The sequence below is a fragment of the Paenibacillus melissococcoides genome, assembly GCA_944800085.1.
Lineage (GTDB): Bacteria > Bacillota > Bacilli > Paenibacillales > Paenibacillaceae > Paenibacillus_B > Paenibacillus_B melissococcoides.
The window spans coordinates 485935-505714 of record CALYLO010000003.1 but is presented as its reverse complement, the minus strand read 5'-3'; the positions used below and the strand labels follow the sequence as shown (position 1 = coordinate 505714).

Annotated in this window: 21 protein-coding genes; 3 read left to right on the top strand and 18 right to left on the bottom strand. The window is 59.9% G+C overall.

Annotation, left to right across the window (positions count from 1 at the left end):
- Nucleotides 1-39 precede the first annotated feature (39 nt).
- From OCY70_RS13990 to ald, 5 genes are all read right to left on the bottom strand, one after another.
- The gene (locus OCY70_RS13990; protein ID WP_213426235.1) at nucleotides 40-1368 is read right to left on the bottom strand and encodes a pyrimidine-nucleoside phosphorylase; all 1329 of its coding nucleotides are present in this window, start codon (nucleotides 1366-1368) and stop codon (nucleotides 40-42) included.
- A gap of 34 nt (nucleotides 1369-1402) precedes the next feature.
- Nucleotides 1403-2224, bottom strand: coding sequence for a purine-nucleoside phosphorylase (locus OCY70_RS13985; protein ID WP_213426234.1), 822 nt, complete (start codon nucleotides 2222-2224; stop codon nucleotides 1403-1405).
- Nucleotides 2221-3198 (bottom strand): tyrosine recombinase, encoded by a 978-nt coding sequence (locus tag OCY70_RS13980; protein WP_213426233.1) that lies wholly within the window; start codon nucleotides 3196-3198, stop codon nucleotides 2221-2223. Before OCY70_RS13980 ends, OCY70_RS13985 begins: the two co-directional genes overlap by 4 nt.
- A gap of 132 nt (nucleotides 3199-3330) precedes the next feature.
- A complete protein-coding gene (locus OCY70_RS13975; protein WP_213426306.1) occupies nucleotides 3331-3567 on the bottom strand; it encodes a DUF4227 family protein in 237 nt (78 codons plus the stop codon).
- An 87-nt stretch (nucleotides 3568-3654) separates the two neighbouring features.
- A complete protein-coding gene (ald, locus tag OCY70_RS13970) occupies nucleotides 3655-4773 on the bottom strand; it encodes an alanine dehydrogenase (RefSeq protein ID WP_213426232.1) in 1119 nt (372 codons plus the stop codon).
- Between the two features lie 179 nt (nucleotides 4774-4952).
- Between ald and OCY70_RS13965 the strand changes: the two genes are divergently transcribed.
- Nucleotides 4953-6368, top strand: a complete 1416-nt coding sequence (locus OCY70_RS13965) for a S8 family peptidase (protein ID WP_213426231.1) — start codon at nucleotides 4953-4955, stop codon at nucleotides 6366-6368.
- A 15-nt stretch (nucleotides 6369-6383) separates the two neighbouring features.
- Here OCY70_RS13965 and fur read toward each other — a convergent pair whose 3' ends face one another.
- The 4 genes from fur to OCY70_RS13945 form a co-directional block, all read right to left on the bottom strand.
- The gene (gene fur / locus OCY70_RS13960) at nucleotides 6384-6863 is read right to left on the bottom strand and encodes a ferric iron uptake transcriptional regulator (protein WP_168178049.1); all 480 of its coding nucleotides are present in this window, start codon (nucleotides 6861-6863) and stop codon (nucleotides 6384-6386) included.
- A 102-nt stretch (nucleotides 6864-6965) separates the two neighbouring features.
- Nucleotides 6966-7610 (bottom strand): stage II sporulation protein M, encoded by a 645-nt coding sequence (gene spoIIM / locus OCY70_RS13955; RefSeq protein ID WP_213426230.1) that lies wholly within the window; start codon nucleotides 7608-7610, stop codon nucleotides 6966-6968.
- A 119-nt stretch (nucleotides 7611-7729) separates the two neighbouring features.
- A complete protein-coding gene (locus OCY70_RS13950) occupies nucleotides 7730-8941 on the bottom strand; it encodes an endonuclease Q family protein (protein ID WP_213426229.1) in 1212 nt (403 codons plus the stop codon).
- Nucleotides 8929-9516, bottom strand: a complete 588-nt coding sequence (locus OCY70_RS13945) for an NUDIX hydrolase (protein WP_213426228.1) — start codon at nucleotides 9514-9516, stop codon at nucleotides 8929-8931. Before OCY70_RS13945 ends, OCY70_RS13950 begins: the two co-directional genes overlap by 13 nt.
- A gap of 151 nt (nucleotides 9517-9667) precedes the next feature.
- Between OCY70_RS13945 and OCY70_RS13940 the strand changes: the two genes are divergently transcribed.
- A complete protein-coding gene (locus tag OCY70_RS13940; RefSeq protein WP_158000447.1) occupies nucleotides 9668-9817 on the top strand; it encodes a hypothetical protein in 150 nt (49 codons plus the stop codon).
- Between the two features lie 89 nt (nucleotides 9818-9906).
- Here the strand turns inward: OCY70_RS13940 and OCY70_RS13935 are convergent, their stop codons facing one another.
- The 8 genes from OCY70_RS13935 to OCY70_RS13900 form a co-directional block, all read right to left on the bottom strand.
- Nucleotides 9907-10980 (bottom strand): mannonate dehydratase, encoded by a 1074-nt coding sequence (locus OCY70_RS13935; RefSeq protein WP_213426227.1) that lies wholly within the window; start codon nucleotides 10978-10980, stop codon nucleotides 9907-9909.
- Nucleotides 10946-12079 carry a Gfo/Idh/MocA family protein gene (locus OCY70_RS13930; protein ID WP_213426226.1) on the bottom strand — a complete coding sequence of 378 codons (1134 nt, stop codon included), beginning with the start codon at nucleotides 12077-12079 and terminating at the stop codon, nucleotides 10946-10948. Before OCY70_RS13930 ends, OCY70_RS13935 begins: the two co-directional genes overlap by 35 nt.
- Entirely contained in the window at nucleotides 12076-12963 is an 888-nt protein-coding gene (locus tag OCY70_RS13925; protein WP_213426225.1) for a sugar phosphate isomerase/epimerase family protein, read from the bottom strand. The genes OCY70_RS13930 and OCY70_RS13925 overlap by 4 nt, the downstream gene beginning before the upstream one ends.
- Nucleotides 12964-13037: 74 nt before the next feature.
- The gene (locus OCY70_RS13920; protein WP_373871407.1) at nucleotides 13038-13808 is read right to left on the bottom strand and encodes an SDR family oxidoreductase; all 771 of its coding nucleotides are present in this window, start codon (nucleotides 13806-13808) and stop codon (nucleotides 13038-13040) included.
- Nucleotides 13809-13829: 21 nt separating this feature from the next.
- Complete coding sequence (locus OCY70_RS13915) at nucleotides 13830-15098, bottom strand: glucuronate isomerase (RefSeq protein ID WP_213426223.1); 1269 nt, start codon at nucleotides 15096-15098, stop codon at nucleotides 13830-13832.
- Between the two features lie 91 nt (nucleotides 15099-15189).
- Nucleotides 15190-16365, bottom strand: coding sequence for a Gfo/Idh/MocA family protein (locus OCY70_RS13910; RefSeq protein WP_213426222.1), 1176 nt, complete (start codon nucleotides 16363-16365; stop codon nucleotides 15190-15192).
- A gap of 224 nt (nucleotides 16366-16589) precedes the next feature.
- Nucleotides 16590-17444 (bottom strand): helix-turn-helix transcriptional regulator, encoded by an 855-nt coding sequence (locus OCY70_RS13905; protein ID WP_213426221.1) that lies wholly within the window; start codon nucleotides 17442-17444, stop codon nucleotides 16590-16592.
- 109 nt (nucleotides 17445-17553) lie between these two features.
- On the bottom strand, nucleotides 17554-18684 hold the full coding sequence (locus OCY70_RS13900; RefSeq protein WP_213426220.1) for a M20/M25/M40 family metallo-hydrolase: 1131 nt from the start codon (nucleotides 18682-18684) through the stop codon (nucleotides 17554-17556).
- A gap of 89 nt (nucleotides 18685-18773) precedes the next feature.
- Between OCY70_RS13900 and prli42 the strand changes: the two genes are divergently transcribed.
- On the top strand, nucleotides 18774-18875 hold the full coding sequence (prli42, locus tag OCY70_RS13895) for a stressosome-associated protein Prli42 (protein WP_085982251.1): 102 nt from the start codon (nucleotides 18774-18776) through the stop codon (nucleotides 18873-18875).
- Between the two features lie 146 nt (nucleotides 18876-19021).
- Here prli42 and lipB read toward each other — a convergent pair whose 3' ends face one another.
- On the bottom strand, nucleotides 19022-19750 hold the full coding sequence (gene lipB / locus OCY70_RS13890) for a lipoyl(octanoyl) transferase LipB (RefSeq protein ID WP_213426219.1): 729 nt from the start codon (nucleotides 19748-19750) through the stop codon (nucleotides 19022-19024).
- Nucleotides 19751-19780: the final 30 nt, after the last annotated feature.

Below are 19780 nucleotides of genomic sequence, written 5' to 3'. Positions count from 1 at the left end.
ACGAACGGCTTTTTATGGAATTGTCAAGGCATGTCTCTGTCAGACGAATCTTTCGACGCCGTCCTTCGTGACGATGGCGTAGACGAGCGGCGCCGCCGCTTGCGCTTCGGAAGTAATCCGGTAGGCATGGATAATTTTCTGCGCCGCTTCCTGCAGACGCGAAGCATCGTTGACATGAAGCACGGCCAGCACGTCGCCTGCATTCACGGCATCTCCCACCTTGGCGCGGAGATCGATGCCGACACTCAGATCGATCACGGACTCCTTCGTCTCCCTTCCGGCTCCGAGCAGCATCGCGGCAATGCCGATCTCTTCGGCTTGAATGGCCGCTACCGTGCCGCCGGCTTCCGCCTTCACCTCGAAGCGTTCCCGGGCATGCGGCAGCCGCTCCGGATGATCCACGACCGACGCGTCTCCGCCCTGGGCCGCAATGAGCTCCTTCAGCTTCTCAAGCGCCGACCCGTCCGCAATCAATTGCTCCAGACGCGCTTCCGCTTCAGCCGCATCGCGGGCGACCCCGCCCAGCACGAGCATATGGGCGCCCAGCATGATGCAGAGACGATGCAAGTCGCGCGGACCTTCCCCCCGCAGCGTCTGTATCGCTTCCTCTACTTCTAGTGAATTGCCGATAAGATGGCCGAGCGGCTGATCCATATCCGAGATGACCGCAATCGTCTGCCGTCCCGTATCCGTGCCGATATCGACCATCGCCTTCGCGAGGGCAATCGAGTCATCCAGCGTCTTCATGAAAGCGCCGCTTCCCGTCTTCACATCGAGCACGATGGCGTCGGCACCGGCCGCAATCTTCTTGCTCATAACAGAGCTGGCAATGAGCGGGATCGATTCGACCGTGGCCGTCACGTCGCGCAGAGCGTACAGCTTTTTATCCGCCGGGGTAATATTGCCCGTCTGCCCGATTAGAGAGACGCCAATCTCGTTCACCTGCTTGAAAAATTGCTCCCGCTCCAATTCGACCTGGAAGCCTGGAATCGACTCCAGCTTGTCAATCGTTCCGCCCGTATGGCCCAGACCGCGCCCGGACATCTTCGCGACAGGCACCCCCGCCGCGGCGACGAGCGGCGCGAGAATTAAGGATGTCTTATCCCCGACGCCGCCTGTGGAATGCTTGTCTACCTTGATGCCGCTGATCGAGCTCAGGTCGATCTGATCGCCCGAACGCGCCATCTCCAGCGTGAGGCTCGCCGTCTCGCTCGCCGTCATGCCTTGGAAATAAACAGCCATCGCCCAAGCGGCGATCTGATAATCCGGCACCTCGCCGCTGCTGTAGCCCTGAATGAGAAAACGAATCTCTTCGGCGGTCAGCTCGTGACCTTCCCTTTTTTTGTGAATGATGTCGACTGCCCTCATCTTCGCTCCTCCTAACCGGATGCTGTAATCAAACTTACATTTTCGGAATCAGTGCCAGTACCAGCTTCAAGAAGGCATCCTTCACTTTATCCGCCGTCTCCATCACCTCGTCATGGGACAGGGGCTGATCGAGAATTCCCGCCGCCATATTGCTGATGCAGGAGATGCCCAGCACCTCAAGGCCCGCATGACTGGCGACAATGACTTCCGAGACGGTAGACATGCCTACCGCGTCCGCGCCCATCGTGCGCAGCATGCGGATCTCGGCCGGCGTCTCATAGTTCGGGCCGAGCAGTCCGGCATAGACCCCTTCGCGGAGCGAGAAGCCCTGCCCCTCCGCCGTGGCCTTCGCCAACTGGCGCAGCCGCGGGCTATAGGCCTGGGACATATCCGGGAAGCGGACGCCCAGACGGCTGTCGTTCGCCCCGATGAGCGGATTGCGGCCTGTCAAGTTAAGATGGTCGCTAATGACCATCAGATCGCCCGGCTCATAGCTCGTATTTATGCCGCCGGCCGCATTCGTGACGAGGAGCTTCTCCGCGCCGATCGCCTTCATGACCCGCACCGGGAATGCCGTCACTTCCGGGCCGTAGCCTTCATACATATGGAAGCGCCCTTTCATCATGACGACCGCGCGTCCTTCAATCGTGCCGATCAGCAGGTCTCCCGCATGACCTTCGACGGTGGATACCGGAAAATGCGGAATCTCGCGGTAAGGAATCGTGACCGGATTCTCGACAAGATCGGCCAGCACGCCGAGACCGGAACCGAGAATCAACCCGATCTCCGGACGAGCGCTGGTACGGCTCTGAATATAGGATGCCGCTTCTTGGATGTGTTCATAAGCGTGATTCATTGTTTTTCCTCCCCGAATGATGATGTTCTGGCGCGCGGATGCGCGTGCGTGTATACGTCCTTCATGCTCGTTCTTGACATTTGCGCGATATACCGCTGCGTAGTCGCTAATTCAGTATGGCCAAGCATCTCCTGCACCGCGCGCACGTCGGCTCCGTTCTGCAGCAGATGCACCGCGAACGAGTGGCGCAGCGTATGCGGCGTAAGCGGGAATGGGAGTTCCAGACGCTCCGCGTATTTCTTCATGGTCTTCCAAAACCCTTGGCGGGACATACGCTGTCCTCGCACATTGAGAAATAACGCCTCTTCCCGCATCTCCCCTCCGGCGCCGTTCCGTGAAGTCTCGTCTCCGTTAGCAGGCTTTCCGCCGAGAAGACGGGGCCGCGCTTCCTCCAAATACCGCTGAATCGCCTCAGCCGCAGCCTGTCCGAGCGGGATGACCCGCTCCCGGTTCGGGGAAGCGCAGCGCACGAAGCCCAATTTGGGCTGAACGTCCCCGACATTGATCGCCATCAGCTCGGACACGCGCATGCCGGTCGCATACAGCGTCTCCAGCATGGCGCGATCGCGGATGCCTTGCTCTGTCGCCAGATCCGGAAGACGGAGCAGCCGTTCGGTATCCTCCGGCGACAAAATCTCGGGAGGCTTCGCTTCCGGCTTCGGCCGCTCCAGCCCGAGCGTCGGATCCAGATCCAGCCATCCTTCGCGGATGCAGTAATGGCAGAAGGAGCGAATCGAAGCGACGAGGCGGGAAATACTCGATGCAGCCCGCCCCTCCCGCTTCAACTGAAATACATATTGATTTACGTGAAAAGGCCGGATCGCCCCAATCGAACCCAATCCGCTCATCGTATCCGCTCCCAGGAACGCGCGAATATCCCGCAGGTACGCGGCTCGGGTATGGGCAGACATTCGCCGCTCCTGTGTTAAATGCTGTTCATAACGTTCGATGCACTCTTCTATCGGATGCTCCATGTTAAATCTCCTTGCTGCGTCTTCCTCCCGCTATAGTGGCGCGTCAGACATGAATAGGTTCCTTTATACTTTCCACGCGGATTCGGCACTTTCCTGCTTCGTACCGTGTGTCTGATGCGTGAACGCAGCGGTTTATTCCCCCAGCCAATAAAACAGACGAAGCCGTTCCTTGAACGTGTGGGGCTCCATGTCCGCCATTCCCTCTGTCTGGAACACCTTCACCGCTTTGCCCTGCGGCTCTCTATATTTGTCGACAGGAGATATCCAGTCGGACACGCTTCCGAGCAGATGGGCCATCGCATACGTCAAGAGCAAAAAGAGCGCCACGAACTTGAGCCGGTCCAATACTTTGCGAAGCGACACGATCATTCTCTTCACGTCCCCCTTATCCGAATCGTCCCCTTACTCGTAACGTATGAGACAAGCGGACAGGATATGCCATCGGCATGATGGGCGCTAGGCGGACGGGAACGGCTCCGGACGCGCTTCGTAGCCAAGCGCTTCCGCCACGACCCGGTGAACGATGCCGCCCTCGTACGTCGTGAGGCCGCCTCTCAGCTCAGGCGCGCGCTGAATCGCTCCCTCGAGCCCCAAGGACGCCAGCTTCCGCACATATGGGAGCGTGGCATGCGCCAGGGCCAGCGTGGACGTGCGCGGCACGGCGCCCGGCATATTGGCGACCGCATAGTGGATGACGCCATGCTTGACGAAGGTCGGTTGCTCATGTGTTGTCACGCGATCCATCGTCGCGATCGAGCCGCCCTGATCAATGGCGACATCGACGATGACGGAGCCGGGCTTCATCTGCTTGACCATATCCTCGGACACGATACGAGGCGCCTTCGCGCCCGGCACGAGAACCGCTCCGACCAGCAGATCCGCATGGCGGACCGCTTCTTCCACATAGAACGGCTGGGAGACCACGGTCGTGACTCGCCCTTCGAACAAATCGTCCAGCTCGCGCAGCCGGTCGAGGTTCAGGTCGAGAATCGTTACCCGGGCGCCCATGCCAAGCGCGATTTTGGCCGCGTTCGTGCCGACGGCCCCGCCGCCGATAATAACAACTTCTCCCGTCGGAACGCCCGGCACGCCGCCAAGCAGCACGCCCCGTCCCCCTACATACGATTCGAGCAGATGGCTGCCGATCTGCACCGACATTTTGCCGGCGATCTCGCTCATCGGAGTGAGCAGCGGCAGCTTGCCGTTCGGAAGCTGCACGGTCTCATAAGCGAGCGAGCACATTCCGGATTGGACCAGCGCGTCGGCCAGGTAAGGAGCGGCGGCGAGATGCAGATACGTGAACAGCGTCTGATTGGACCGGAAAAAGGCCGTCTCCTCCGGCAGCGGTTCCTTGACCTTGACAATCAGATCCGATTTGCCCCATACCGCGGCAGCATCCGGCGCAATCGCTGCGCCGACCCGCACATATTCCTCATCCTCAAATCCGCTGCCAACGCCGGCTCCCCGTTCCACGATAACCTGATGACCATCCTGCACAAGCGCGTGGGCTCCCGAAGGGGTCAAGGCGACGCGGCGCTCATTCGTTTTGATTTCTTTAGGCACTCCAATCTTCATACAAAATCCTCCCTAATGAACTATATTGGCCTTTCGCGGGCAGGCGCTCCATTCGCCATCGATGCGGCAAATGCATCGCGGAGGCTCACCGTCTCACCTTCGTTCCCATACTCTAATCGTGTGCCCCTTATACGAGGCACCACGAACCTATCCTGATCGGAACGGGAGGACGGTACGGCATGCGCAACTTAACCCGCATGTTACAAGCCGTCGTGCACGGGAAGCCTGCCCGGCACACGGTACGGAAAATCATCGTGCTCAAAGATCGAAAAAGCTTCGATGTGTGCGTTCGCGTGTTGAAAAAGCAGGGTATCGTTCCCGTCAAGCAGGTGAAATCGGCCTGCATGCTATGCTGTCATGTTCATCCTCATGCCAAGCTGGCCGAATTAAGGAAGCATCCCAGCGTTCGCCGAATCGAAAACGATGCCCGCGTGCGGGCTCATGCGGTTGGTCTGGGTCAGCGTTCTTCTTTCACTAGAGTGCGTTCCATGAAGCGGGACCATTCCACAGCCAAAAGTCAAGCGGCTTCGATGCAGCAAATTCCATGGGGTATCAAACGGATTCAGGCGCCCAAAGTCTGGCAGGCAACCCGGGGCAAGGGCATTCGGATTGCGATTGTCGATACAGGTATCTCGCCCCATCCGGATCTTCGCATCTCCGGCGGGGTCAACACGATTCGCCCAGGGGCATCCTATGATGACGACAACGGCCATGGCACCCATGTGGCAGGCACCGCCGCAGCGCTCGGCAGAGGGAATCTCCCGTTCGGCACAGCTCCTGAAGCGGAGCTGTATGCAGTCAAGGCTCTGGATGAAAATGGCGAAGGGTATGTATCCGATATCGTAGAAGGCGTGGAATGGTGTATTCGGAACCGGATGGATGTCATCAATCTGAGCCTGGGTCTGAACGGTCCCAGCAAGCTGCTGCGCAGCACGATCCGCCGCGCTTACCGCCAAGGCATCGCCATCGTCGCTTCCGCCGGCAATAACGGCAAGGATGCCGAAGCCATCGATGAGCCGGCCAGCTATCCGGAAGTGATCGCGGTCGCGGCGACCGACAGGCTGAACTGCATCGCCGGATTCAGCAGCCGCGGCACAGGAATCGATGTCGCGGCCCCAGGCACAGATATTGTCTCAACGAGCGACAAGGGCGGCTTCGCCGTAGATTCGGGGACCTCGATGGCGGCCCCGCATGTCTCGGGAGCGGCGGCATTGATGCTGTCGGCTTGTCCCGGCATACCGCCGGAGCAGATTCGCTCCGCGCTGGTTCATACGTCCCGCCGATTGCGCGGGGAGCCGGTGACGGCCCAAGGCGCGGGGCTTATCAATGCGCACAGGGCGGTCGCGTATACAGCGAAGGCTAAGCACCACGCGAAGAAACCGTGCACCCCCGCCCTGCCGGCAGCGCTTACAGCAGGCCCGGCGAGACATAAACAGTCTCCTTCACGTTCGCGGAGGACCGCTCCAACCGCACCCGCCGCAGGCGTGCCGGGCCCATGCCAGAAGACGGCAAAGGCCGCCTCTCGAAAGCAACGTCCGGCAAATCTGTCAAGAAACTCCATCCGACACAGATTAAATAAGCCTCGACGTCATTGACATCGAGGCTGTATGTTATGATTCATCGTTCGATGAAGATTCCCTGCGAAGGCGCTCCTTCTCCTGGCACTCCCGGCATATGCCCTGGAAGTCAAGGCGATGGTCGACGACATGGAATTGAAATTCCTTCTCCAGTCGCTCTTCCAGCGGGCCCAGCCAGTCTTCCTGTATCTCTTGCATCGAACCGCATTGGACGCAGATCAAATGATGATGGTGATGCTTGTTGTTATCGCCGCGCAAATCATAACGGGCTACACCATCCCCGAAGTTCAATTTTTCCACCACGTGCAGCTCATTCAGCAGCTCCAATGTCCGGTACACGGTGGCAAGACCGATTTCAGGGGCCTTTTCCTTCACTAGCATGAATACATCTTCCGCGCTGAGGTGATCCTCTTCGTTCTCGAGAAGAACGCGAACGGTTGCTTCACGCTGGGGTGTCAGCTTGTACCCTTGGGATTGCAGTTGTTGTTTGATCTTCTCAATACGCGCTTCCATGATCTCCCCCCTTGCCCGCCAATCCGCAATTCTATTCGCTTCTATCATTATAGGGGGAGAATGCAATAAGTGTCAAATCATTTACGCAAATGAAAAAGGGTCTCATCCTCCGGATACCGCTCCGGCCAGCAGCGGGGCAGCCAGATTCATCAGCGAGGGGGATACCCAGGTCATGATGGCGGCCGCGACGGCCATCCCGGCGGCTGCCGTCATCTGAACGAGCACGAAGCGGCCGAGCGGCTCGCGCAGCGACTGAACCTTGGCCATGAAGACCCGGTTCTTCAATATATACGTCGCGAATGTAATCGATGCGACGCTGGCGATCAGGATAAGCGGTATGGCCAGCAGATTATGCGGGGCGACCGAAGCGAAGGCGAAGAGCATCCCCTTCCACCCGTATTGGCCAATCAGCGTGCCCACCGTGAAGCCGATGAAGATCCCTTTGGCAAAGACAAGCACCAGGACAAGCGGAAATCCGACGATCGAAAAACCAAGCAGCGCGATCAGCCCGATCCATTTGCCGTACAGCATGGCCGATTCGGCAAACATCCCTGCCCGGTCCGGCTCCGGACTATCCCCGTCCAGCGTCACGAAGAAGTGGCCCAGATGGCTGCCCAGATCCTGCTGCTGCTCCAACGTTAGAGCATTGACCAGCAGCGCCCCGAACACGACCCCGACCAAGAATAAAATCGAGACAAAAAGATACAGATGAAGTTGCGCGCGAATCGAATGTGATGCGGGCTTCATGCGGGGAACGGCTCCTTTCCCATACGATGGACTCACAGCGGCTCTGTGTCATTCCATTGTATGCGGCGGCTCGTCCGAATATGAACGCCGGAGCCGTCCCTTCTGCGCCGCAGGCTTCGTTAAGCGAGGACTTTGCCGTAGGTTCCTCCTCCGCCGCTCGCCAAGGCCAGCTCCCCGCTTCGCGCCTTGACGATATATTCCGCCGTCTTCTCGCCGATCGTCTCCGCGAGCTGCTCCAGAGTCGCCTGATGGAGCACCGCCATCTCGGTGCCGAACCGGTCGAGCAGCTTGTTCAGCGTGCGGGGCCCGACGCCCGGAATGAACTCCAGCGGAACCTGCATAATATACGGCGGGCGATGTGCGGGAACTTGGCTGCGGTCCCGATCCGAGATGGCGAGAATGCGGTCGAGCACGCCCTGCACCATTTTGCCGCTGCCGCAGGCGGGGCATGCCGCGGGAGGCTGCGCTGTCTTGGGGACGGCTCCGCATTCCGTGCAGCGCGAGCGATGATACTTGCCCAGGCTCGGGTTCAGCCCGTAGTTGGCATTGACGCACCGGCCATCCCGATTCTGTAGCGCCAACGCCCACTCCTTGAAGCTGGGCTCGGTGACCGTCAATTGGTTGTACTCCCGGGCAATTTTGCGGAGCGAATGGGCATCCGAATTCGTCAGCAGCGAGTACCGGTCCAATTCGGAGATGAGACCGGCCATCTCGGTGTCGGCGCTAAGGCCCAGTTCCACCGCATCGATTAGCTCCATGTCCAATACATCCGCCATCCGATCGGAGCAGTTGCCGTAGATGCTTTTGAACGGCGTGAAAACATGCGCCGGAATGAATACGCCGCCGTGCGCCGCCGTCTGCTCCTGCAGGGCCCGTGCCGGGACGTATACCCGCTGGGAAGACAGATTCATATTGGTCACGTAAGGCGACAGCCAGGCCGAGAAATGGCGCATCGCATCGAAGCTCGGAAGATAGCACAGCACATGCGCCATCCCGAGCCCTTCCGCCCGGATTTCAAGCTCGGCGCCAAGGAGCAGCGTCGTGTTCCGGTAGCGAATGCCGCCGTCAGCCAGTTCCTCCATCTCTCCCCGCTCCAGCAGGGCGGCGATATCCTCCTGTACGCCTGGCGCGTGCGCGTCGATAATCCCAATCAGCTGCAAGCCCTTGCGCTCCGACGCTTCCTTCGCAATCGCTTCGAACGTCAGATCCCGGCTTGCGCTCATCTTGCACGGTGCGCCGCGGGACGTGCTGCCGATATGGATATGGAAATCTCCGAAGACGCGCATGCCGGTGAATTTCGAGCCTTCCCCGGGCGTGATTATACCGGCCATGAGCCCGTCAACTCGTATATTTTCCATGCATAGAGCGCTTGAATTGTCTTCGCATCGCCGATTCGGCCCTGACGCATCGCCTCGAACGCTTCGTCCATCGTCAGCGCGCTCACCTCAAGGAACTCGTCCTCGTCCGGGTTCATCGTGCCTTCTTCCAATCCGTCCGCCGCATACAGATAGATAATCTCGTCCGCGAAGCCGGGAGAGGTCGAGAACGCCCCGAGCGGAATCAAGGAAGCTGCCCGGTAGCCTGTCTCCTCCTCGAGCTCCCGCTTGGCCGCATCCTCCGGACGCTCTCCCGCGTCCAGCTTGCCTGCCGGAATCTCGACCTGCGTCCGCTCGAGCGGCTTGCGGTACTGCTCGACGACGAGCATGCGCCCGTCCTTGATCGCCAGCACCGCGACCGCGCCCGGATGGCGGACAATTTCACGAGTTGCTTTTGTCCCATCGGGTAAAGTAACAGTAACGACCTGAAGATCGATAATTTTCCCTTCGAAAAGGGTAGACGTATCGACCGTCACTTCTTCGAGCGACGGGCGGTTTTTGGCTTGATTGACATCATCGTGCACGCTCATCTCGTGGCCACTCCCTTATAACAAATGGTTGGCTCGTCCTTCCGGGGCTGTCCGGCTCCGGAGCGAGCCATCGCTATGCATACATAATTCCGTTCGATGCAACATACCCATTATACCAAAACGGCTTGTCCGAACGAAATGAGGTACTGACGTGAAACAATATTATTCCAAGCAGGATATGCTGTTCGTAGGAAAAAGCTATGAAATTCGCGCCGAACTGAGAAGGCTCATGATTCGGGAAGGACGCACCGCCACGTTGTCCATGACGCTCCAAAAGCAGCAGAGCCGGGCCAAAAAGTAGAGACGCATCCCATTGCGGCCGGCCCGGGCTCGCTGCAAACCCAAAAAGGGTACGGTCCAAGGCGTTGATTGCCTTAGCGTACCCTTGTCTTACTTGGCGGGATGATGCGCCCGTGCCGCTTCCGAACACTTCGCCACCGCTTCCCAAATGCCGTTCAAGTAGACGGCGCCGAGCGCCCGATCATACAGCCCGTAGCCGGAACGCCCCCGCTCTCCCCAGATCATGCGGCCGTGATCCGAGCGCAGCGGGCCGGTATACCCGATGTCCGCCAGCGCGCGCATCACCGCGGTCATGTCGACGGAGCCGGCGGAGGAGAGATGGGCCGTCTCCTGGAACGAGCGCTGTCCGGTCACCCGCACGTTGCGTGCGTGAACGAAATGAATCCGCCCCGCGCTGCCGAACTGCCGGATCATATGCGGCAAATCATTGGCCGGATCGGAGCCGAGCGAGCCGGTGCAGAAGCATATGCCGTGGGCGGGATGATCGAACAGCGACAAATAGCGGGCGAACTGCTCCTCGCGTCCCAGGATTCGCGGCAAGCCGAATATCGGCCACGGCGGATCGTCCGGATGGACCGCCATCCGCATCCCCAGCTCCGCCGCCTCCGGCATGACCCGCTGGACGAAATATGCGATATTCTCCCAATACTGCTCCACTCCGATCGAACGGTACCGTTCGAACAGACGTCCGACTTCCCCGTCAAGATAGCTCGTGTCCCAGCCGGGAAGACGCAGCGTTCCGTCCGCCGGATCCATCTGTTGAATGACGTCATCCTCATAGATAAGCGTCGTGGAGCCATCCGGCAGGACATGATCGAGCTTCGTTCGGGTCCAGTCGAACACCGGCATGACGTTATAGCATACCGTCCGGATCCCTTCCGCCGCCAGATTGCGCAGCGTCGCCACGTAATTGTCGATATACCGGTCCCGCCCGGCCTGCCCCAGCTTGATATCTTCATGCACCGGGACGCTTTCGATCACGGCGAGCCGCAAGCCGTGCGCCTCCACCGTCTCCTTCAGGCCGCGAATCCGTTCGCGGCTCCATACTTCGCCGACCGGAACGTCATAGACGGCCGACACGATGCCTTGCATCCCCGGAATCTGACGAATATATTCAAGCCGGACCGGGTCATCCGGGCCGTACCAGCGGAACGTTAATTCCAAGTTCTCCGCCTCCTTTTTCAGATGGATTCGGAATGACGACCGCATTCGCCTGCGCCGCCAGCGCCAGCTCGGCCGCCTTGAACGCATGCCGCTGCGTCATGGCCCGCTCCGCGCGATGAATGCAATCGGTAATGAGTTCCCCGAAAAAAGGGAATCCGACCTTGCCGGACACCGGAATATGCCGTTCTCCCTCATGATTGACGAGATAGACATGATCCGGCGTGTTGGAACGGGCGACATCGATATATTTGCGCAGCTCGATATAGCCGTCGGTGCCAAGGATGACGGTGCGGCCGTCCCCCCATGTGCCGAGTCCGTCCGGCGTGAACCAGTCGACGCGGAAATAATTGGTCGCGCCGTTGTCTCCCAGCAGCATGGCGTCCCCGAAGTCCTCGAGCTCCGGATATTCGGGATGCGCGTAATTCGCCACCTTGCTGTGCAGCACTTGCGCATCGCGGCAGCCCGCGTAGTACAGAAATTGCTCGGCCTGATGACTGCCGATGTCGCATAATATCCCGCCGTAACGCTCCTTCTCGAAAAACCAGGCCGGACGCTGCTTCGCCTGCAGCCGGTGCGGTCCCGTTCCCATCACCTGCAGCACTCTGCCGATGGCGCCCTCCTGAATCAACTGCCCCGCATACACCGCGCTTTCCGAATGCAGCCGTTCGCTGTAGTAAACCATATACTTCCGCTTCGTCCCGGCCACGGTGCGGCGCGCCGCTTCCAATTGCTCGAACGACGTGAACGGCGTCTTGTCCGTAAAGTAATCTTTGCCGTGCTCCATCGCCCGGAGCCCGAGAGCGCACCGATCCGCCGGGACGGCGGCCGCGGCGATCAGCCGCACCTCGGGATCCTCCAAAATCTCCGCCTCCGAACGGGCTGCCCGCACCCCGGGATAACGGGCCTGGAACGCTTCTACCTTGGCGGGCTCGGGATCGTAGACCCATTTCAAGGTCGCTCCCGCTTCCACCAAGCCGTTGCACATGCCATAAATATGCCCATGCTCCAGCGCCATCGCCGCAAACGCGAATTCCCCCGGCCCGCATACCGGGTTCGGCTTGCCTTCCGGAGCGTAGCGCATGCCGTCAGTGCGGTTCATCGCGTACTCCCCCCGGCGGTTCCGGCTTCCTGACGGGCTGCGGCGCCATCCGCAAGCGCCTTCATCAGCGAGACGAAGCCGCGCAGCATGTCGCCTGAGGAATGAACGCCGCTGAAATCTTCCACCCCGCAATAGCCGTCATAACCAACCGCGGTCAAGTCCTCCATCACCTGCTGCCACCGGACGAATCCCCGATCCAGCGGCGACCATTCCAGCTTCGGGCCGTTATGTTCCCGCGCTGCCGCGATATCCGCATTTTTGACATGGACATGCGCCAGGTACGGCCCCAGCATTTCCAAGCTCATGCGGTGGTTCTCATATCCCTCGAAGGCCATATTGCCCGGGTCGAACAGCACGCCGATATGCTCCGGATCGAAGGCAGACGCGATCCGGTAGGCCGCGCTTGCGCTTGGCGCGATCGTCATATGATGCGTCTCGATCAGCCCCCGGATGCCGTACTGCTTCAGCAGCGGCACGAGCTTCGCCACATAATCCATCTGCTCGTCATACAGCTCGCTGTAAGGCCGGCTCCGGTTATAGCCATGGACGCCGATCCGCATCATCGGCGCGCCCAGCGCCCGGGCGATGCGCATTACTTCTTCCGCCGCCTCCATATCCCCGACCTTCAAGTAGGGCATGACGGCCGCGCTGTCGAGGCCATGCTCTTGCATCTGCTCGTGCAGGCCCTGCAGCACTTCCAGGGCGGTTCCGGGCTCGATGGTGCACAGATTATTGCCCCAGAAGGATGGCGGCTGGCTCTTCGCTTCCGCCGGCCTTGGGGCGCAGCGCCATTCGATTCCGTGCAGCCCGGCAGCGGCTGCTTCCGGAATGACTTGTTCCACCGACAGATCGGGAACGGCTACGGTAAAGACAGACCATTTCATAGATAAGTCCTCCTTCAATATAGAAACAGTTATTTAAAGTTGAAGTGACAGTTGTTAAAAGGGCTTGCGGGCCTCTAGATCGTCATCGCCCCGAAGCCGCCATCGACGCGGATCAATGCGCCGGTCACGAAGCCCGAAGCCCGCTCGGACGCCAGCCACACCGCAGTCCCTTGCAGCTCCTCGGGGCTGCCGAACCGCCCCATCGGCGTATGCCGCATAATCGCTTCCACCCGCTCCGGGGACAGGATCGCCCGGTTCTGCTCCGCCGGGAAGAAGCCGGGGATGATCGCGTTGACCCTGACGCCGTGAGGAGCGAACTCACGGGCCAGATATTTGGTCATGCTGTTCAGGGCCGCCTTCGACATAGAGTAGGAAAACACGCGGGATAACGGCGGATCCGAGGAGACGGAGGAGATGAGTATAATTGAGCCCCCGCTGCCGCCTCCGATCATCGACTTCCCGAAATGCTGGCACATTCGGATGGCGCCCTTCACATTGACGTTCATAATATGATCCCATTCTTCCATCCCCAGCTCGAAGAACGGCGTCGCGCTGTTCACTCCGGGGCAGTACAGCAGCACATCGGCTTTTCCGTAGCGCTGCATCACTTCGGCGCGAACGCGCTCGATATCGCGCTCGTCCGTCATATCGCCCAGGAACGCCTGGGCGTCCCCTCCCGCCGCCGCCAGCCGCTCAACCACTTCGGCGGCGGCATCCGCCTTGCGCCCGATGATAGCGACCTGGGCGCCATGCGCGGCCAGCGCCTCGGCCATCGACCGGCCGAGCGTGCTTGTTCCTCCGGCAATGACCGCGGTCTTGCCGTGCAAATCAAACCACTGTGACATGTTCATCCTCCTTGCCCATCCTCACGCTCCGGCCGGCGCGATGCCGGTGAACGTCCGGAATTGACGGTTGAACCATTCATCCGCATCCCGTTCCATTTCTTCCCGCGATACCGTCCATCCGGCCCGTGCGAGGCGGATATATTGATGAGCCAGCACTTCGGCAATCGTGCGGCGCGAATAGTCCCACTTCGTAATCAACTGCTCCAGCACCCGGCAATCCGAATGCTGCGGAATGAAGGAGGTGCCAAGCAGTTCGGTCCGCATCCGGGTCATCTCCGCAATCATCGATTCGGTATGCAGGAACCACCAGCAGCCGAAAGGCAGCAAATTGCGAAATTTGCGCGCCAGCACCGCCAGCTCGTGCTGATTCTCGCGGGCAAGCAGGGTCACCATGAACCGCTGGGACGGATGGCGGACAAGCAGCCGCTCCAGCATGGCGATGTCGGTCCGCTCCTCGCGGTCTCCCGCCAACCGCAAGGCCGGATGGACCTGTCGCTTGACGCCAATCATGAGCGCCAGCGGCAGATTCAACTCCTGACAGACGGGGATGACCGCCTCGTCGAGCATGCGGCTGCTCCATCCGTTATCCGGGTACCGGAACGTTCCGGGCAAGGATGCGGCAATATAGACCGCCTTCATCCGCACCGCCCATTCCTTCAGGAACCGTCTCGCTTCGCGGACATTCTGCTCGCCGCCCGGCCCGTCCCATTCCGCCGTCACCGCACAGCCTTCCGTATGCAGCTTCGGACAGGCCGATTCCCAGTCCAGCAGCAAGGAATCGATCCGAAGCGCCGCCAGGAACCGGGAATCCCGGACTCCGCCGCTCTGCCAGACCGGCCGCTCCAACGGGTCGAACGGATCGTTGGTCATCACGACCTGCTTGACATGGGCCAAGCGGAAAATATGATCGATATGCTCCGATAAGCTTACCTTCGACCACGCTTCCCGCAGCGCCTCGATGCTGCGGCTGGCGATTGGCATGCCAAGCCGCTGGCATATCCCGACGACCGCGATCGCCGCTTCGCTGACGGGAGAACGATCGACGAATAAGGTCTGGAACACGTGATTCGCCTGCCGCTCCTTGCTCCAGCCCCAGAACGTCTCCTCCGGGACGGGGGAATGCCGGAACATTTCGGCAATCAGATAATGGTACGTCAACAGCTCGTCGATCCCCCAGAGCAGCAGGGAACCGAAGTTCTCCGCATACAGATGGGTATGCATATCGGTGACGGCGCATTGCTTCACGACCTCATGGGCCATCTGCCGAATCGCCTGTTCTTCCTGGTTCATTCGTTTCCAACCTCCTTCTCCCTGGTTTTCAGCCGCTGTACCCGGACGCGCCCGCCACAGCCTGCGGTCCGGCTGGCAGGCTGGCAGGCGGCTACGAGCCGAATGAACGGCTCATATCCGCCGGAGCCCGCGCCTCTTCCGGCGCATCGGGCGAATAGCGGGACTGGGCAATCCGCTTCTGCAGCTCCGCATGGAACAGCTCCTCATCCAGCGGGAACGTGACCCAGTTGTCCGTCCAGGTCGACAGCAGCATCGCATTCGACAGCGTCAGTCCGTGGATGCCTTCCTCACCCGGCGCAAGCAGCGGCGCCCCTGTCCGGATCGCGTCGGTCCAATTCTGAATAATGTAGCGGTGCTCGCCGCCCTGTCCATGGACCGGGATCTCGCATTTCCAGCATTCAGGCTGACCGAACATGCCTTCATATTCCCGGTTGAACTCCGGCTCGGCCACCCGCAGCCGCCAAAACGTCAGCTTCCCGTGTTCAATGACGACCTTGCCCCGATCTCCGGTTATCTCGAAGCGGTTCGTGCCCGGCGCCTCGCCGGTCGTCGTGACGAATACGCCGGTCGCTCCATTTTCATATTCCACATAAGCGGTAACATCGTCCTCGACCTCGATGTCCCGGTAATGCCCGAAGCGGCAAAACGACCGCACCCGCTTCGGGACAAGGCCGGTCGTCCACTGCCACAGATCTAGCTGGTGCGGATCCTGATTGATGAGCACGCCGCCGCCTTCGCCCGCCCAGGTCGCGCGCCAGCCGCCTGAATTATAGTAGCTCTGCGGCCGGTACCAGTTCGTAATAATCCAGTTCGTCCGCCGGATCTCGCCCAACTCTCCCGATTGAATCAGATCGCGGAGCTTCTGATAGATCGGCTGGCTGCGCTGATTGTACATAATGCCGAACACTTTGCCGCTTCGCGCCGCCCGCTCGTTCATCTCCCGCACCTGCTTCGTATAGACCCCGGCCGGCTTTTCGATCAGGACGTGCAGCCCATGCTCGAATGCGTTGATCGCCGATTGCGGGTGATGGTAATGAGGCGTCGCGATCAGCACGGCATCGATCTCCCCGGAAGCCAGCATCTCTTCCTCTGTCGAATAAAACGGGATGCGCTCCCCCAATTCGGACTTTGCCCACTCCCGGCGGCCGGGAACGCTGTCGCAGACAGCGCCCAATACCGCCCCGGTTATCTCGCCGCGCGCGATGCACTTCGCGTGGGCGCTCCCCATATTTCCTAATCCAATGACGCCGATTCGTACGGTATCCATTCGCGTTTCCCCCTTAACTGACGACTAATGAGCTGGAACGCAGCCGGTACGGTTGCATTTGTACGTAGCGTATCATAAGACGTGTTGAGTGCGCTTTCATTGGATTAAGCGTTTCAGGGACGCATTTAACTGTGGTTGGCATTCCGAAGACCCAGCCGCCGCGTCTGCCGGAAAAGACCGTCCCTTGTTCCTGCCGTACAGCCAAAAAAAGCTTCCGTTCCAGGTTACCCTGACTCGGAAGCTTGAAGCTGCTTGCGGTATTGATCCGGCGAACAGCCGACCATTTGCTTGAACAGGCGGGAGAAATGCGATAGATGCTTGAACCCCGCCCGCATCGCCACCTCGGTTACCGACCAATCCGGTTCGGTCAAAAACCAGATCTTCGCCTGATTGATGCGGCGGTGGTACAGATACGTAAAGACCGTCGTGCCGGTCACTTCTTTGAATACTTTGCTAAGATAATGCTTGTTCATATGCAGGCGGCTGGCGATATCCTCCAGTGTTATCTCCTCTTGATAGCAGCCTTCGATGACCTGTATCGCTTCCTGCACCCGAATCTCGGGCTCCCCTTCCGCCGACCGTTCCGCCAGCGGCTCCCGGCACCAATCATAGATACAGTATAGCAATTCGAGAAAAGCAAGCCGCTGCCGCTGAACGCCGACGAAATCCCCGCGTTCCCCCATCAGGCTCATACGGCCGAGCAGCCGCATCGCCTCGTCCACCTGGTCCTCGGACAGCCGCAACCGCGCGTACTTCAAGGACCGGAACGGACGCAGCAGCTCCTGCGCGGCATCGCCTGCCGCATGGATCGCCTCCACATAGCGCGGATCGAAGTGAATGATGGAGCGGATATACGGATAACGGGTGTCGATATTCGGCCGGTGGAGCGTCAAGCCGTGCATCAGAATCAAATCTCCCGGTTGAAGGAGATAGATCTGATCGCCGATCAAATAATGAACATGGCCGGAATGGAACAGATAAATCTCATAATTGGCATGAGAATGGAAATACGGCGTCTCGTAAGGCGCCGTATTGCGATATTGGAACTCGAACATCGAGGAATGATGAATGAAGGACAATCGTCTCTCCTCCTTCAGGTGGCCGGGAGCGGCCAGAAGCCTGTACAACGGTGGGGCCGCTTCCCGGCACGGTCCGCACACCTAAGCTTCCATCCGATCGCCTGCCCGCTTATGCCTTCGCCGCCTCTTCGATCAAGGCAACGACCAGCTCGCTCGTGCGTACCAGATCGGATACATGAATGCGTTCGTTCGTCGTATGAATATCTTCATAGCCTACGGCCAGATTGACCGTCGGCACGCCCATGCCGTTAAAGATATTGGCGTCGCTGCCGCCGCCGGAATGGAACAGGCGGGAGACGGAGCCGATTCGCTCGATCGCGCGCTGCGCCAGCTTCACGACTTCATCCTTTTCCGTGAAATTGAACGCCGGATAGACGATATCGCTCTTGAATTCCGCACGGGCGCCGTATTCGGCTGCCGCGCTCTCCAGCGCTTCCTTCATCTTCTGAACCTGGGCTTCGACCTTGCTCTGCACGATGCTGCGCGCTTCGGCGTCCAGCTTCACATAATCGCAGACGATATTCGTGGCGCCGCCGCCCTCGAAGCGGCCGATGTTGGCCGTCGTCTCGTGATCGATGCGTCCCAGCGGCATGCGCGCAATCGCCTTGCTGGCCACCTGAATCGCGCTGATGCCGTCCTCCGGATTCACGCCGGCATGCGCCGATTTCCCGAAAATCTCCATCGAAATCTTCGCTTGAGTAGGCGCCGCCACCGCGATTGCGCCGACCTCTCCGTTCGAGTCGAGCGCGAAGCCGAGATCGGCTTGCAGATGCTCGGCCGACATGGCCCGGGCGCCGACGAGGCCCGATTCTTCGCCGACCGTAATCACGAATTGAACCTGTCCATGCGGGCGGTTCGTCTCCGTGATGACGCGAATGGCTTCGAACATGGCCGCCAGGCCGGCCTTATCGTCCGATCCGAGAATCGTGGTGCCGTCGCTGCGTATGTAGCCGTCCTCTCCGAGCTGCGGACGGATGCCGTTGCCTGGCTTCACGGTATCCATATGGGAAGTGAAGAACAGGCGGGTGCTGCCTTCCTGTCCCGGCGTCGCCGGCCAGTTCACGATCAGGTTGCCTGCCCCATGCCCCGTCGCCGGAGCCGTATCGTCCTCGGTCACCTGCAGACCGAGCGCTTCGAACTGCTGCTTGAGCACGTCGCAGATTGCGCGCTCGTTTTTCGTCTCGCTATCCACCTGCACCAATTCCATGAAATGCTTCACTACTCTATCCTGTTGAACCATATTCGCTTTCCTCCTGACGAATTGTTCGTTACAATAGGGGTAATGATCTGAAATTCAGCATTCGCTGAAGAAAGGAGCTTACCCGTGTCATGCAATCCAAAAAGTGGTTCAAAATCATCGTCTATCTGATGCTGGCGGCCATGCTCGTGTCCACCGTGCTCGTGCTGATCGAGCCATTGTTGTACGGCTGACCGCCCCGCATCCGGAATGGGAGGGACAAGCTGTTCCCCGCAGGACGCCTGCCCTCCCGCTATTCCCGCACACTCTACGTTCCGCCGCTACGTACATGACCTTTCCGTCCATGCGGAGGCGGGAACCCCTGCAGCTGAAGCCGCTGCTATCTGCTCAACGCCTCCAATGGCTCGACGATCGCCTGATCGTACTCCAGCACCTCGGCCAAGTAAGGCAGCAGCAGCCTGCCGACGTCCTCCACCGTGAATTCCATGCCTGTGCAGTCCTCCAGGGAAGTGACTCCATACTCGCTGATTCCGCACGGCACAATGCCGCTGAAGCCGCCTGCCTGGATGCCGCTCTTGACGTTCAGGGCGAAGCCGTGGCTCGTCACGAAGCCCCGGTGCCGGCGGCATTTATTGAACTTGACGCCGATAGCCGCCAGCTTCACGTTGCCGACCCAGACGCCCGTATATTCCGGCTTGCGGCTTCCCTCGACCCCGAACGAAGCGAGAAGCCGGATGATCGCTTCCTCCAGGGAGCGCAAGTAGCCGTGAAGGTCGATCCGCTTCCCTTCGAGCAGCAGAAGCGGATAGCCGACAAGCTGCCCCGGACCGTGGTAGGTGATATCCCCGCCGCGGTCAATCTGATAGACCGCGATGCCGCGCTCCTTCAATTGCTCGGGAGAGAGCAGCAAATGCTCCGGATGCCGCTGCGATCCGACTGTATAGGTCGGCGGATGCTCCAGCAGCAGCAGCGTATCGTCGCGCTCGCCGCTATCGACCTGCTTCACGATGCTTTTTTGCAGCTCCCACGCTTCGCCATAGTCGGTGAAGCCCAGATGATGAACACGAAGTCTTCTCCCGCCTTGTGCCGATTCTGCCGTTCCATTCATCCTGATATCGCCTTCTTCTGTAAAAAGTCT

Bases quoted from the DNA above. Each gene is read 5' to 3' on its own strand.
- OCY70_RS13990 (WP_213426235.1), bottom strand. From the start codon at position 1,368: ATGAGGGCAGTCGACATCATTCACAAAAAAAGGGAAGGTCACGAGCTG.
- OCY70_RS13985 (WP_213426234.1), bottom strand. From the start codon at position 2,224: ATGAATCACGCTTATGAACACATCCAAGAAGCGGCATCCTATATTCAG.
- OCY70_RS13980 (WP_213426233.1), bottom strand. From the start codon at position 3,198: ATGGAGCATCCGATAGAAGAGTGCATCGAACGTTATGAACAGCATTTA.
- OCY70_RS13975 (WP_213426306.1), bottom strand. From the start codon at position 3,567: ATGATCGTGTCGCTTCGCAAAGTATTGGACCGGCTCAAGTTCGTGGCG.
- ald (WP_213426232.1), bottom strand. From the start codon at position 4,773: ATGAAGATTGGAGTGCCTAAAGAAATCAAAACGAATGAGCGCCGCGTC.
- OCY70_RS13965 (WP_213426231.1), top strand. From the start codon at position 4,953: ATGCGCAACTTAACCCGCATGTTACAAGCCGTCGTGCACGGGAAGCCT.
- fur (WP_168178049.1), bottom strand. From the start codon at position 6,863: ATGGAAGCGCGTATTGAGAAGATCAAACAACAACTGCAATCCCAAGGG.
- spoIIM (WP_213426230.1), bottom strand. From the start codon at position 7,610: ATGAAGCCCGCATCACATTCGATTCGCGCGCAACTTCATCTGTATCTT.
- OCY70_RS13950 (WP_213426229.1), bottom strand. From the start codon at position 8,941: ATGGCCGGTATAATCACGCCCGGGGAAGGCTCGAAATTCACCGGCATG.
- OCY70_RS13945 (WP_213426228.1), bottom strand. From the start codon at position 9,516: ATGAGCGTGCACGATGATGTCAATCAAGCCAAAAACCGCCCGTCGCTC.
- OCY70_RS13930 (WP_213426226.1), bottom strand. From the start codon at position 12,079: ATGAACCGCACTGACGGCATGCGCTACGCTCCGGAAGGCAAGCCGAAC.
- OCY70_RS13925 (WP_213426225.1), bottom strand. From the start codon at position 12,963: ATGAAATGGTCTGTCTTTACCGTAGCCGTTCCCGATCTGTCGGTGGAA.
- OCY70_RS13920 (WP_373871407.1), bottom strand. From the start codon at position 13,808: ATGTCACAGTGGTTTGATTTGCACGGCAAGACCGCGGTCATTGCCGGA.
- OCY70_RS13915 (WP_213426223.1), bottom strand. From the start codon at position 15,098: ATGAACCAGGAAGAACAGGCGATTCGGCAGATGGCCCATGAGGTCGTG.
- OCY70_RS13910 (WP_213426222.1), bottom strand. From the start codon at position 16,365: ATGGATACCGTACGAATCGGCGTCATTGGATTAGGAAATATGGGGAGC.
- OCY70_RS13900 (WP_213426220.1), bottom strand. From the start codon at position 18,684: ATGGTTCAACAGGATAGAGTAGTGAAGCATTTCATGGAATTGGTGCAG.
- prli42 (WP_085982251.1), top strand. From the start codon at position 18,774: ATGCAATCCAAAAAGTGGTTCAAAATCATCGTCTATCTGATGCTGGCG.
- lipB (WP_213426219.1), bottom strand. From the start codon at position 19,750: ATGAATGGAACGGCAGAATCGGCACAAGGCGGGAGAAGACTTCGTGTT.